Raw genomic sequence first — 12,536 nt, 5'->3', positions numbered from 1 at the left:
TCGACCTAACCCTCTTCCGAGGGCGGCTCTCCGGATTTCAGCGATTTCACTTCTTCAGACAACTTGTCGACCCGATCCTGCATATCACGCAGCAGATCGCGCACGGGATCCGGAAGGTGAATGTGATCGAGCGCGGCCGCCGGGTGGAGACGTTTGCCCTTCTGGCGAACGATGCGGCCGGGGATGCCAACGACAGTACAGCCGTCCGGCACATCGGTCAGCACAACGCTGTTTGCGCCAACATATACGTCGTTGCCAATCGTGATGTTTCCGAGGATCTTGGCTCCGGTACCGACGACCACGTAGTTCTTCAGCGTCGGGTGGCGCTTGCCGGTTTCCTTTCCGGTACCGCCGAGCGTCACCTGGTGGAAGATCGTGCAGTAGTCGCCAATGATGGCCGTCTCGCCGATCACGACGCCATTTCCGTGGTCGATGAAAAACCCGCCGCCGATATTCGCCGCGGGATGGATCTCAACGCCGGTCATCAGGCGATTCAGCCAAGCCAGGACCTTTGGCAGCACGGGAATGTGCAGGCGATAGATCTGGTGGATGATCCGGTGACAGAGGATCGCGTGGAACCCGGCGTAGGTGAGCAGGATCTCGATGGGTGCAAACGGCCCGCGGGCGGCCGGGTCGTTTGTCAACGCCGCCTTCAGGTCCATCTTTACTTTCTGCCAGAACGGCCGCCGATGAGGCATCGTTGCGTTCCTCCGCCGAGATCGGTTGCCAGTCTCGTGCCGAGGTCGGTGCGGCTCAAGCGAGGGTTTCAACCGTGTGGGTCATCGGGGGGGGCATCTTGGCCCCCTTCGGGGACCGGGAGCCCAACCATGATCCCCCCAGGCTCCCTCCGGTCGCCTGGGGCCATTCAATGGCCCTCCTTCGGAGGGCAACGCGGAAGGAGAACAAATCCAGCCGAGGGACAACCATCCGGGCGCCGAAAAAGGTCGCCGGGAGGCGGCCAAGCTGAATGGCCGTGGGTGACCGACCGCATCGCTGGAGCGTGAAGCGCGGATGCGCTAGGGAGGGAGCCCACGGAAAGCAGGAAAGTGATATCGTCCCCGAAAGGGGCGAAGAGGGGGCGCCCTGTTACCGCAGGCGCGCCCCGTGTTTCTTGTCCAGGGCCGCGATGATGGCTTCGAAGGCCTTGTTGACCTCGTCATCCGTCAGCGTTCGATCGGCCACGCGGAACGTCAGCGAGAAGGCCAGCGAGCGTTCGTTCTCCGCCAGGTTCTTGCCTTCGTAGAGGTCGAAGAGCTGGACGTCCGCCAGAATCGGCCGGCCGGCGGAGCGAATCGTGCGCTCCAGATCCTGTGCCTGCGTCGTCTTCGGGACGAGAACGGCCACGTCGCGCTTGGTCGCTGGGAAGCGCGGCAACTCCTGGAACTTCGGCTCCTCGGAAACTTCGAGGATCGCGCCCTCGATGGGGCACTCGATCAGGAAAACACGGCGCTTGATGTCCAGCTCGCGAGCCAGCGCCGGGTGCAGTTCGCCGAACCAGCAGAGGCGCTCGCCACCCTTCAGGATGGCCGCGCAACGGCCCGGGTGGAACATCCCGAGGTCCGAGGCCGGCTCGATGACCGTGCGGCGAATTCCGAGGCGATCGAGCAGGCGCTCGGCGACGCCTTTGATGTCGTAGAAGTCGAGTTCGCGGGCCGGCGTGCGCCAGTCGGCCTTGCGCGTTCCGCTGATGGCGGCGGCGAGGAACAAGTGCTCCTCGGTTGCCGGCTCAAGCGACTTCGGATCCTCGTCCTCCGGCTGCTCCGCATCTTTCCACGCGTAGGTGTGACCGATTTCGAAGATCTGCACGGGGTCGACACCGTGGTTGAAATTGTGAACGACATTCTCGAGCAACGACGGCAGCAGTGAACGGCGCATCACGGTCTGCTCCTGCACGAGCGGATTGAGCACGCGCACGGTTCGCCCGTCATCGCCGACGCCGGCGGCGTGGTTTGCCTCTTCGCTCACGAAGGAGAAGTTCACCGTCTCGCTGTATCCCATGCCCATCATTTCGCGAACGATGCGCTCGCGCAGAGACTGTGTGGTACTGGCCGGGGTGTAGGCAATGTCCACGGCGGGCAACACGGACGGGATCTGATCGTAGCCATGAATGCGGGCGACTTCTTCGATCAAGTCCGCTTCCTGTGTGACGTCCGGACGATGCGACGGCACGGCGACGAGCAGTTCCTTCTCGTCGGCGCGCTGAATCTCGAAGCCGAGCCGACCGAGAATGTCGGTGATCTCGCGACCGGTCAGTTCGACGCCCGAGAGACGACACACACGATCGATGCGCAGCGTGATCGGCTCGACGTCCGGCAGCTTCGCGACAACATCGAGGTGCGTCTTCAGGACTTCGCCGCCGGCCAATTCCGCGATCAGTTGCGCGGCGCGATGCAAAGCATTGATCAGACGCTTGGGATCCGTACCGCGCTCGAAGCGATAGGATGCGTCGGTCGACTTGTCGAGGCGCTTGCTCGTGCGACGAATCGTGGAGGGCTTGAAGTAAGCGGACTCCAACAGCACGTCTGTCGTGTCGTCGTCGATTTCGCTGTTTCCACCACCCATGACACCGGCCAGAGCAACCGGCTTCTCCGGATCGCAGATCAGCAGATCGGTCTCCTGCAGCTCGACGGTCGTTTCGTCGAGCAGTTCCATCTTCTCCCCCGCCTTCGCGTTGCGAACGATGATGGTCTTGTTGGCAATCTTATTGAGATCGAACGCGTGAAGCGGATGCCCAAGCTCCAGCAGCACGTAGTTCGTAATATCGACGATGTTGTTGCGCGGGCGAAGGCCTGCGCCTTCGAGGCGACGCTGCAACCACAGCGGGCTGGGGCCGATCTTCACACCGCGAATCACGCGCGCCGCGTATCGCGGGCAATCTTCGCGCGACTCGACAATGACCTTTGCGACCTTCTCCGTCTTCGTGTCGGATTCGCTGAATTTCACTTCCGGCAGGCGCAGCTTTCCGCCGTTCTTCGCGGCCAGGTCGCGCGCCAGTCCGACCAGCGACAATGCGTCGGGGCGATTCGGTGTGACCTTGATATCGATGATCGCGTCGAACGGTTCGCCGACCTTCATCGACTCGGGCTGAATCCAGATTCCGGAATGATCGTCCGCTACGCCGAGTTCCTTTGCCGAGCACATCATGCCGCAGCTCTCAACACCGCGAATCGCGGTGGGCTTCAACGTCATGCCGTTCGGCAGCGTCGCCCCGGTCTTTGCGAACGGAACATGCTGGCCGACTTCGATATTCGTCGCGCCGCAGACGATGGAATGCACCTGGCCGTCGGCTTCCTCAACCTTGCAGACGTGCAGCTTGTCGGCGTTCGGGTGCGAGTTGATCTCGAGAATCTTGCCCACAACAATGTTGCCGTGGCCGGCGCCCAGATCGGTCGTCTCTTCAACCTCGTGTCCACAGGTCATCAGCCCATCGAGCACTTCCTCGTAGGTCAGATCGGCGTCCAGGTATTCTCTCAGCCAGCGAAGCGAGAATTTCATTGTGTCGTCATTCCTTGCTTTGTATTCGATGCCGCCCACCCTCGGGGGCAGGCGGTCTGTTTAGTCTCAATCTTCTGCGCGAAACGATCAGTATCGTTCCGGTGCATCCTCCCCCGCGGATTCGCGGAGATCTTCCCGTGCGCGCTCGATGTTATTCAGTCGCTCGCGCGTCCTTGTGACTCCGGGCACGACGTTCATCTGCATCGCCTTGTGCGTGTCGGCCCTTGTGGGCTGCTTTGCAACGGGCTGTTGCGCTTCGTACGTGTCCCAGTTCTCCTGCAGCCCCGCGGTGGGCTGTTCGTACTCGGGTTCAGGCTCGGTCGGCATGATGCGATCGCCGAACTTAATCAGCAGCACGAACATTCCTCCGGCGAGCAGAAGCGTCGCCGCAATGGCCAGAATCCAGTGGCGGGCTTTCATTCGTCAGCGCCCCCAGGCCTTGGATCAGTTTCCTCCCCCGAATCGCTCCCGAATCTTCGCCTTGGCGTCGTCGAGATTCTCCTGCTGCTGATCGACAACGGCGCCCGGGTCTTCCGCGTCCGCGGGATTTTCCATCGGGTCGATGGATTCCTCCATCTCGGCTCGCGTGGGCGGACGACGCGTCGACTGATCGGTCGCCTGGACGGCGGACTTCCGAACCGGTGAATCGTCATCAGGCACCGTCAGCAGACGATAGCCGGCCGCTCCGAAGAGCAGAATGTCGAGAATGAGCATGATGAGGCAGGCCCACTTGAGCATGGCACACCTCCCGTTTCCGGGGCGAATTTAGAACTGCGACAAGAACCGCAAATCGCCTTCGTACAGCAGGCGAATGTCGTTAATTCCGTACTTCAACATTGCAATGCGATCCAACCCCACGCCGAACGCGAAGCCGGACCACTTGTCTGGGTCGATCCCGCAATTGCGAAGAACAACCGGGTGAATCATCCCACAACCAAGGACTTCCAGCCAACCGCTATCGGAGCAGATGCGGCATCCGTCGCCGCCGCAGAAGACGCATTCGATATCCACTTCTGCGCTAGGCTCGGTGAACGGGAAGAACGAAGGCCGGAAGCGCGTGCCGATCTCCGGTCCGTACAGCGCGTGCAGAAACTCGTTCAGCACGCCCTTCAGATGCGCCATCGAGATATCGCGCCCCACCATGTAGCCTTCCGTCTGGAAGAACATCGGCGAGTGCGTGACGTCTGAATCACAGCGATAGACCTTGCCGGAGCTGATCACGGCCAGCGGCGGCTCCATATCGATCATCGTGCGAATCTGGTTGCCGGACGTGTGGGTGCGCAGCACGCGGCCGCGCTCCGTGAAGAACGTGTCCTGCATGTCGCGCGCGGGGTGATCGGCCATGAAGTTCAGCGCGTCGAAGTTCACCCACTCGCTCTCGACTTGTGGGCTCTCAGTGATCTGGAAGCCGAGCGCGCGGAAGATCTCTTCGACCTGGCGCTGCACCTGGAGAATCGGATGCGCGTGCCCGCCGGCCGGAGCCGTGCCCGGCAGCGTCACATCGATGCCTTCCGCCTTCAGACGCGCGTTGATCTCCGCCAACTCGAGCGCCTCGCGGCGCTCCTTGGCCAGATTGATGATCTGCGCCTTGTGGCTGTTCAGCAGCTTGCCGGCGATCGGCTTCTCCTCGTTGGAGAGCTGGCCGAAACGCTGGTTGATCTCGGCGAGCTGGCCCTTCTTGCCGAGGTACTTGATGCGAAGCTCCTCGACCGCAGCCGTCGAGCCGGCCTTCTTGAACTCGTCGCGCGCGGCCTCGCCGACGCGCTTGACGTCGGCCAGCAGCCCGTCGAGCGCCGATGGGGCGGCCTCAGGCTGAGGGGTCGAATCGGTTGTTGTGGGTTCAGACATTCGTGAGTCACCGACACAAAGTAAAGTGTTCCCCGGCTCTCGTGAGCCAGGGCCCCGAATGGTCCCGGCCCGCGCCGGTTTACGTCAAGGGAAGGTATGGGAGAGATCACTTGCTCCACCGCTCGTACACGTACTCGAACTCGTACTCGCACCCACCGAGGTGACTTGGGCATCCTTGCCCAAGAAGCAAGCCAACGATCCGAGAACGAGTACGAGTGCCGCTCCGCTGAGTGCGAGTACGCCACCCTCGGGTCCGCCGAAGTGCGAAGCGCGTAGGAAGATGGGAGCGCCGTCTTCCAGTCTGCAACCGACCAGCGTTCCGATTTGGCGCTTCCGAACGGCCCCATCCCCCTTGCTGCTGTGGCCCGGGACTGGCAAACAAGGTCCTGAGGAAGCGGATGTTGTGTCCCAATACCCCATTCTGGAGCTCGCGACCCTCCGCCGATCACGATAATGACCCGATACGGCCTGATCTCCGACACACACGGCAATCTTCACCCCCAGGTTTTCGAGCTCTTTGAGGGCGTGGAGGCGATTTTCCACGCCGGGGACGTCGTCGGGGAGCACATCCTCGACGAGCTGGAAGCCATCGCGCCAACCCACGCCGTCCACGGAAACTGCGATCTGATGAGCCCGCGGCTGCCGGCCTTGCGCGTGATCGATGCGGCGTTCGGCAAGGTCGTGATCACCCACAGCCATTTGATCCAGTCTGGGATGGCACACCCCAAGACGTTTGTGAGGCATTTCGCCGCACAACAGCCGCGGCTGATCCTGTTCGGGCACACGCACCAGCGCTACCAGGCGCTGCACGACGGCGTCTGGGTCGTCAATCCGGGCTCCGCCGGCAAACCGCGCTTCCGCGACGTGCCGTCGCTGGCGATTCTGGAATGGGACGGCGAGCGCAAGCAGTTCACCTTCGACTTCATCGCCCTCGACTGGTCCAGAAAGGGACTCGCCTAGATGCCAGCTCAACGCCGACGCCTGCCGATCGGAACCATTCTGTTCTTCCTGTTCGCCACTTTCACGCTGCTGGAGATCTGGCTGATCTTCCTGATGGCGAGCCTGATCACCTGGCCCGCCACGATTGCCGTCGCGATTGTGTCGGCGATCGTCGGCTCTGCGATGGCGAAGCACGAGGGCCTCGCGGTGTTGCGCAAGGCCCAGACGGAATTGGCAGCCGGACGCTTTCCCGCGCAATCGCTCGCCGATGGAGTAATGATCCTGATCGGTGGGGCATTGCTGATCACGCCGGGCATGATCACAGATCTGATCGGATTCTCGACGCTGGTGCCGATCTGCCGCCGAGTCTATGCGCGGGCGCTGATGCGATGGGGCAAACGCGCCTTCAAGATGCGCCGCACGGGAATGGGCCCGGGAGGGTTCCAGGCCCATTTCGGGACTCGTCCGCCATCCTCCGGCCCGGCATCTCGTCCGGGAGTCTTCGACGCCGAACCGGGCACGTACGGCCACCATGCGCCGGATGAGGAAGAGGAAGAAGAAGCCATCGACGTCGAATTCCGGCGGACGGAGTAGTGCTAATCCGCGGGAATAACCTCGGCAATCGTATCTGTTTCTGTGCGCTGGCCTTCCCACCAATCGGCGAGAGTCATCCAACCTCGCCGGGAGAAGTCCATCGACTTACTCAATACGCGGGCAGCCTCCTGGTCGGCGTGGAAGCCGGCTGAGTTCTCTGCCTCCGCAAAGTCCAGGAGGAACGAGGCTTTCCGCTGGTAGTTCAACGCATCCGCTAGCTCGTCCTGTGTCGCCCCTGCATCCTGAGCCTTCTTGATACCGTCGATGAGCTCCACAAGCGCATCGAGCGCCATGTCCCGCATCTCAATATGACGGGCCTGAATAGTCTCTGCGCGGTCCAGCATCTCGCTCTCGCTTTCGCGGTGGCAAGTCTGGCAAGCGTTGTTGATGTTCAGCAAGGGGCTACGAACGTGATGGTCACTGACCTTCTGAGCGCCAACTCGCATGTACGGCATGTGACAGTCGGCGCAAGAAACGCCTGCCTTCGAATGAATTCCCTGGCTCCACATTTCGAACTCCGGATGTTGAGCTTTGAGCATCGGTGCGCCGGTTTCTTTGTGCGTCCAGTCTTTGAATCCAATCTCTTCGTAGTACTCCAGAATCTCATCCGCCTTACGGCCGTTGTGCCAAGGGAACGTGAGCCGCTTCTCATCGCCGGCAAAGTAATATTCCACGTGGCATTGAGCACAGGCGTAGGTGCGCATCTCCTGGCGAGAGGCATCTCGATTCACATCGTAGTCATCGAGTCCCTCGGCGGCCTTAACCAGGCGGATGCCTTCGATGAAGGCGGGCCGCGTGACCCGTAGGTGCATCGTGTCTGGATCGTGGCAATCCAGGCACGAGACCGGGTGATCGACGTGCTCGCGGGCTTCGGCATAGGACATCTGATTGATCTTCGCGAACCCCTCCATGATGTCGCCATCGCCGAGCTCTTTGTAGGCGGTATACGTGGAAGCGTGACAATTAATGCAAGTGCCAGGTTGCGGAGCCGCCTGCTGGCGGCCGGTGTAGGTCTGGTCCACAAGCATGTACGCGTGGCCACGCTCCTCGCGGAAGTCCGCGGAGAACGAGTAGCCCGCCCACATCCGCTTCATGCGAGGATCTGCTTCGATCTTGCTCTGAGAGACTTCAGTCCGTGGATCTGTTTCAGTCGGTTCGTGGATCACGGCTTCGCTGCCCCCATGACGCGTCCGCACCATGTCGACAGTCTTCTTGTACGAATCGAATTGGAGCGGAAAGTTCTTCCCCCAGATCTCTGGATCCACTGTGTCATCGTCTAACTCGACGACACGGTAGAACGGGTTCCGCGCTTCCTGTTTGTGCTCGAAGATGCTGACAAGCAGCGCCACGGTGGCGAGCGAGACGCCCGCCGCAATCACAGCGGTTATGACAATGATTGTGAATAACTTGCGTCCTGGCGACTTGGGCGTCTTTGCGCTCATGAGATGTCTCCCTGTGCCCCGCTGGGCGAGATGATTAGTGCAAGTGCCCGACGGACTGGTGGCACTTCAGGCAAGATAAGGAGTCCGAACCGGCATGAGGCGATGCAGATTCGGGATCGATCATGCTGACGATTTCGCCATGGCAATCTCGACAGGCCTGCTCGGTGATGCGTCGATTCCGCTCGGTAATCTGGATGGGTTCGTGGAAGCCGCCGACGGTAAAAGCCATCGAGTGATGATAGCCGTTCAGGGCCTTGGTCGTCCACTTGCCCACAAATGTGTGTGGAGTGTGACAGTCGTTGCATGTGGCGATGGAGGAGTGACTGGATTTCGACCAGCCATCATACTGCTCATTCATGATATGGCAGTTTGCGCAGGACTCGGGATCGTCGACCAGGTAGGAGGCGCCCTCCGCGTAAACGAAGGTGAACCCGCCAATGCCAGCCGCGACACCCAGGGCAATGCCTGATGCGATTCCGGCGACTAAGAGGACCTTCCAACGCATATTCGCCACGCTCCATTCGGACCATTCTCGATATTCCATATCGTCTATGTCCAAAATAGACAACTTCGCAGGGCTCGGCGCAAGCGAAATCGGATAGTTGCTTCTAAAAATGGAATCGGGGCGACCGATCGTGGGAGTCATCCCCGACCCGGCCGCCCCAGACTTCTCTGCAAGACCTTCTCAGTCGTCCAGTGTAAAACCGATCTTCACCGTTGCCTGGAATTCAGTCACCTTGTCGCCGTCGATGGCGCCTCGGGCTTCGACGAGTTCGAACCAGCGCATCTTGTGAACGCTCTTCGAGGCCTTCGCGACGGCGTTCTGGATGGCCTCGTCGATGGAGTTCGGGGACGTGCCGACGACTTCGATCTTCTTATAGGTATGGTGAGCCATGAGGGGATCTGGCCTCCTTGGGGATTGTCGCGCGGACCGATCCTGCGGAGAACCGCCGCCCTGAAATCGGCACTGTGCGCGCTTGGCACCTTGATACCTCGGGGCGAGAACGGATTGCAAGTCCGCATGAACGCGTTCCGACCCGGGACATAGGGGCACACCGCCCTTGCGCACGGGGGCCGGGGGCGAGGATGGTGACCGCCGAGCCAATCGGCCCGTGGGAGATCAGGATGTCCGAAAAACGCGCAACTCGTCTTGCAGGTGCCTTGGCGGGCGTCCTGTGCACAGCTCTCTTGCTGGCGTGCGGCCACGGGCCCGAACCGGTCCGCGGCCCCAGCCCCGGGGCGGATCTCGAACGCGACAGGCCCATCCGCGCCGTCCTCGTCGATCCGGCCTATTCGATCACCGAGGCGGCCAAGACGCCACGCGACTCGTATTTCCCCTCTCCCGGCGACTGGCGCGACGAGGTCATCTATCACCTGCTGACAGATCGATGGTACAACGGCGATCCGGATAACGACAACGATCACCCCCGTGGAACGATCGACCGTGCGCACGCGGACCGGATCCACGGAGGTGACTTCGCCGGCCTGAAGGAGAAGCTGCCGTACCTGGAAGAGCTCGGTGTTTCGGCCGTCTGGATTTCGCCCGTGGTGCTGAATACACACGGTCAGTACCATGGCTACCACGCGCTCGACTTTGGACGAATCGATCCGCATTGGGGAACGCTGGCTGAGTTGCAGGACTTCATCGACGAAGCCCACAAGCGCGACATCCGCGTCTTCATCGATGTGGTGTGCAACCACATGAGCTATCTGATCGAGACGGTCGGCGAAGGTGCGCCGGCGTTCCTGCCGCCGCCGGATGAGTATGAACTGCGCTGGCGGAATTCAAACGTTCGCTACAACCCGCCATTCGATAATCTCGAGCTCTTTCACGCGCACGGAAACCTGGATTGGAACTACCCGGAGTCGCTGGTACTCGGAGAGCTTTTCGGCCTTAACGATCTGAAGACCGAATTGCCAGAAGTGCGCAAGGAGATGATCCGATTCTACTCCGATCTGATCACGGCGACCGATTGCGATGGGTTTCGTGTCGATACGACCAAGCACGTCGAACCGGACTTCTGGTACGAGTGGTGCCCGGCAATCAAGGAACACGCGGCGTCGCTCGGCAAAGACGATTTTATGATCTTTGGCGAAGTCTGGGATTATGATATTCCGTTCCTGAATGAGTTCCTCGTGCAGCCGGACGGTTCACCGGCCTACGATTCGCTGCTCGATTTCCCCCGGCTTCCCGTTCTGCAGGATGTGTTCGCGCGCGCAACGTCTGGGACATTGGAGCTATCTGAAATCAACTACCAGCTCCAGACAAACCTGGCCGAGCACGCCCGCGGGCGACTTGTGCGCTTCCTGGACAACCACGACGGGAAACGCTTCCTGGCAATTGCCAAGGGAAGCCAGCCTGACAAAGTGAAATTGCATAATCGGCTAAAGCTGGCCCTCGTCTATCTGATGACTACCGGCGGAACGCCGATTATCTATTACGGAACGGAGCAGGGTTTCTCCGGCGCAGAGGGACGCGGTTGGTCGGATAGCCGGGAAGATATGTTTGATGGCTTGTTCGAAGCCGGGCCGTCTTTGGGTGACAATTTCGATACGACATCGGAACTCTTCCAATTCACAAAACGACTTCTGGAATCGCGCAAGGCTCGCGAGTCGTTCCGGCACGGATTCCCGCGCTTCGTCGCGGCCGGGGACAAGCCGGGGCTGCTGGCGTATGAATTGAATTCTCCGAACGATCGAACTCTTGTTATCTTGAATACTTCGGAGCAGGATGCCGTTTCGATCAAGGACTTGCTTTACGAAGCGGCATTCTATCGCGGCGGCGCCGGACGCACGGCGCGCATGCCATGGCGCGTTGTCGACGGTTGGGAAACGGAAGCAGGAAACGCGTTGGAGACCGGCGCACTGAAACCGCAAGGCATTCTAATCCTCGAACGGGAACAGTAACCGATGATTGATCGTTATTCGCTTTCTCCCATGAAAGACCTGTGGAACGAGGAGGCGAAATTCGCTTCCTGGCTCGAAGTCGAACTGGCAGTTTGCGATGTATGGAACAAGATGGGGAAAATCCCCGATGCCGACCTGAAGCGCATTCATAGCCGCGCAAAGATCGATGTCGCCCGAATTGAAGAAATAGAAAACACCGTCCACCACGACGTGATCGCGTTCACAACGCAACTCGCAGAGAAAATCGGTCCCTCCTCGCGCTTCGTCCACTTGGGCCTGACGAGCAGCGATGTCGTGGATACTGCCTTCGCCCTGCGCCTGAAACGTGCGGGCGAGATCATTCAGCGCGATCTCAACACCGTCAAAAAAGAACTGACAAAACTGGCGAAGAAGCACGCCCACACGATCATGATGGGCCGCACGCATGGGATGCACGCGGAACCAACAACGTTCGGCCTCAAGGCGCTCGTGTGGCGCCAGGAATTCGAGCGCCAGAAAGTCCGTTTTGACGCCGCCTGCCAGTCGATTGCCTTTGGCAAGATCAGCGGCGCGGTCGGTACGGCGGCCCACACGGGTTTAAAGCTTGAGGAGCGTGTGTGTAAGAAACTGAAGCTCTCCGTCGCTCCCGTTTCAACGCAAGTTCTGCAACGCGATCGTCACGCGGAGTTTGCGTTGGCGCTGGCACAGATCGGTGCCTCGATCGAGAAGATCGCCACAGAGATTCGGCACCTGCAGCGCCCTGAAATTCGCGAACTGGAAGAACCGTTCCGCAAAGGCCAAAAGGGCAGTTCCGCGATGCCACACAAGCGCAATCCGATCATCTGCGAACGGCTGACGGGACTGGCGCGTATGCTGCGCGGATATGCGATGCCGGCCCTGGAGAATGTTGCCCTCTGGAGCGAACGTGACATTTCTCATTCCAGTGTCGAGCGCATCAACCTCCCGGACGCGTGCATGTTGACCGACTACATGCTGAACAAATTGATCGGCGTTCTCTCTGGATTGAGAGTTAACAAGCAGCGGATGAAGGATAACATCGGCCTGACTCGTGGGTTAGTTTTTTCACAACGGGTTCTACTTCGTCTTGTCGAGGAAGGGCTCTCCCGCGAGGATTCCTATGCTGCCGTCCAGGCCGCCGCGATGCGAACCTGGAATGGGGGGGATGCGTTCCTGGACGAGTTGCTGAAGGAAGATGTTGTCGCCGCAAAGATCGGCCGCGAGACACTCGAAAATGCATTCGATGTTTCGCCTTACCTGGCGCACGTCACCGCAATTTACAAACGCTGTGGTATCAGCCTGAAATAGTAAACT

General features: G+C 60.3%; 12 protein-coding genes. 4 read left to right on the top strand and 8 right to left on the bottom strand.

Annotation, left to right across the window (positions count from 1 at the left end):
* Positions 1–5: 5 nt before the first annotated feature.
* From cysE to pheS, 5 genes are all read right to left on the bottom strand, one after another.
* Complete coding sequence (cysE, locus tag KQI84_09640; protein MCB2155137.1) at positions 6–662, bottom strand: serine O-acetyltransferase; 657 nt, start codon at positions 660–662, stop codon at positions 6–8.
* 424 nt (positions 663–1,086) lie between these two features.
* Positions 1,087–3,495 (bottom strand): phenylalanine--tRNA ligase subunit beta, encoded by a 2,409-nt coding sequence (gene pheT / locus KQI84_09635; protein MCB2155136.1) that lies wholly within the window; start codon positions 3,493–3,495, stop codon positions 1,087–1,089.
* A gap of 87 nt (positions 3,496–3,582) precedes the next feature.
* Positions 3,583–3,915 carry a hypothetical protein gene (locus KQI84_09630; GenBank protein MCB2155135.1) on the bottom strand — a complete coding sequence of 111 codons (333 nt, stop codon included), beginning with the start codon at positions 3,913–3,915 and terminating at the stop codon, positions 3,583–3,585.
* A 24-nt stretch (positions 3,916–3,939) separates the two neighbouring features.
* Complete coding sequence (locus tag KQI84_09625; GenBank protein MCB2155134.1) at positions 3,940–4,233, bottom strand: hypothetical protein; 294 nt, start codon at positions 4,231–4,233, stop codon at positions 3,940–3,942.
* A 27-nt stretch (positions 4,234–4,260) separates the two neighbouring features.
* Positions 4,261–5,343 (bottom strand): phenylalanine--tRNA ligase subunit alpha, encoded by a 1,083-nt coding sequence (gene pheS / locus KQI84_09620; GenBank protein ID MCB2155133.1) that lies wholly within the window; start codon positions 5,341–5,343, stop codon positions 4,261–4,263.
* A gap of 453 nt (positions 5,344–5,796) precedes the next feature.
* Here pheS and KQI84_09615 point away from each other — a divergent pair, with 453 nt between their 5' ends.
* Together KQI84_09615 and KQI84_09610 are read left to right on the top strand one after the other, a co-directional pair.
* Positions 5,797–6,303 (top strand): metallophosphatase family protein, encoded by a 507-nt coding sequence (locus KQI84_09615; GenBank protein MCB2155132.1) that lies wholly within the window; start codon positions 5,797–5,799, stop codon positions 6,301–6,303.
* Positions 6,304–6,876, top strand: a complete 573-nt coding sequence (locus tag KQI84_09610) for an FxsA family protein (protein MCB2155131.1) — start codon at positions 6,304–6,306, stop codon at positions 6,874–6,876. It abuts the gene before it with no gap.
* A 2-nt stretch (positions 6,877–6,878) separates the two neighbouring features.
* On the opposite strand, the gene KQI84_09605 is transcribed toward KQI84_09610, so the two are convergent.
* The 3 genes from KQI84_09605 to KQI84_09595 all read right to left on the bottom strand — a co-directional run bounded on the left by KQI84_09605 (position 6,879) and on the right by KQI84_09595 (position 9,213).
* A complete protein-coding gene (locus KQI84_09605) occupies positions 6,879–8,318 on the bottom strand; it encodes an ammonia-forming cytochrome c nitrite reductase subunit c552 (protein ID MCB2155130.1) in 1,440 nt (479 codons plus the stop codon).
* 34 nt (positions 8,319–8,352) lie between these two features.
* On the bottom strand, positions 8,353–8,823 hold the full coding sequence (nrfH, locus tag KQI84_09600) for a cytochrome c nitrite reductase small subunit (GenBank protein ID MCB2155129.1): 471 nt from the start codon (positions 8,821–8,823) through the stop codon (positions 8,353–8,355).
* 180 nt (positions 8,824–9,003) lie between these two features.
* Entirely contained in the window at positions 9,004–9,213 is a 210-nt protein-coding gene (locus KQI84_09595) for a dodecin family protein (protein ID MCB2155128.1), read from the bottom strand.
* Positions 9,214–9,443: 230 nt separating this feature from the next.
* Here KQI84_09595 and KQI84_09590 point away from each other — a divergent pair, with 230 nt between their 5' ends.
* Positions 9,444–11,225 (top strand): hypothetical protein, encoded by a 1,782-nt coding sequence (locus KQI84_09590; GenBank protein MCB2155127.1) that lies wholly within the window; start codon positions 9,444–9,446, stop codon positions 11,223–11,225.
* A gap of 3 nt (positions 11,226–11,228) precedes the next feature.
* Complete coding sequence (locus KQI84_09585; protein MCB2155126.1) at positions 11,229–12,530, top strand: adenylosuccinate lyase; 1,302 nt, start codon at positions 11,229–11,231, stop codon at positions 12,528–12,530.
* Positions 12,531–12,536 lie beyond the last annotated feature (6 nt).

The sequence above is a fragment of the bacterium genome, from assembly GCA_020444065.1.
In the GTDB taxonomy this organism is placed as follows: Bacteria; Sumerlaeota; Sumerlaeia; order SLMS01; family JAHLLQ01; genus JAHLLQ01.
This window is presented reverse-complemented; position numbering and strand designations above follow the sequence as displayed.

What these genes read in the sequence shown, in the direction of transcription:
- KQI84_09630 (MCB2155135.1), bottom strand. Translation starts at nt 3,915, where the DNA reads ATGAAAGCCCGCCACTGGATTCTGGCCATTGCGGCGACGCTTCTGCTC.
- nrfH (MCB2155129.1), bottom strand. Translation starts at nt 8,823, where the DNA reads ATGCGTTGGAAGGTCCTCTTAGTCGCCGGAATCGCATCAGGCATTGCC.
- KQI84_09625 (MCB2155134.1), bottom strand. Translation starts at nt 4,233, where the DNA reads ATGCTCAAGTGGGCCTGCCTCATCATGCTCATTCTCGACATTCTGCTC.
- KQI84_09590 (MCB2155127.1), top strand. Translation starts at nt 9,444, where the DNA reads ATGTCCGAAAAACGCGCAACTCGTCTTGCAGGTGCCTTGGCGGGCGTC.
- KQI84_09605 (MCB2155130.1), bottom strand. Translation starts at nt 8,318, where the DNA reads ATGAGCGCAAAGACGCCCAAGTCGCCAGGACGCAAGTTATTCACAATC.
- KQI84_09585 (MCB2155126.1), top strand. Translation starts at nt 11,229, where the DNA reads ATGATTGATCGTTATTCGCTTTCTCCCATGAAAGACCTGTGGAACGAG.
- pheT (MCB2155136.1), bottom strand. Translation starts at nt 3,495, where the DNA reads ATGAAATTCTCGCTTCGCTGGCTGAGAGAATACCTGGACGCCGATCTG.
- KQI84_09615 (MCB2155132.1), top strand. Translation starts at nt 5,797, where the DNA reads ATGACCCGATACGGCCTGATCTCCGACACACACGGCAATCTTCACCCC.
- KQI84_09610 (MCB2155131.1), top strand. Translation starts at nt 6,304, where the DNA reads ATGCCAGCTCAACGCCGACGCCTGCCGATCGGAACCATTCTGTTCTTC.
- pheS (MCB2155133.1), bottom strand. Translation starts at nt 5,343, where the DNA reads ATGTCTGAACCCACAACAACCGATTCGACCCCTCAGCCTGAGGCCGCC.
- cysE (MCB2155137.1), bottom strand. Translation starts at nt 662, where the DNA reads ATGGACCTGAAGGCGGCGTTGACAAACGACCCGGCCGCCCGCGGGCCG.
- KQI84_09595 (MCB2155128.1), bottom strand. Translation starts at nt 9,213, where the DNA reads ATGGCTCACCATACCTATAAGAAGATCGAAGTCGTCGGCACGTCCCCG.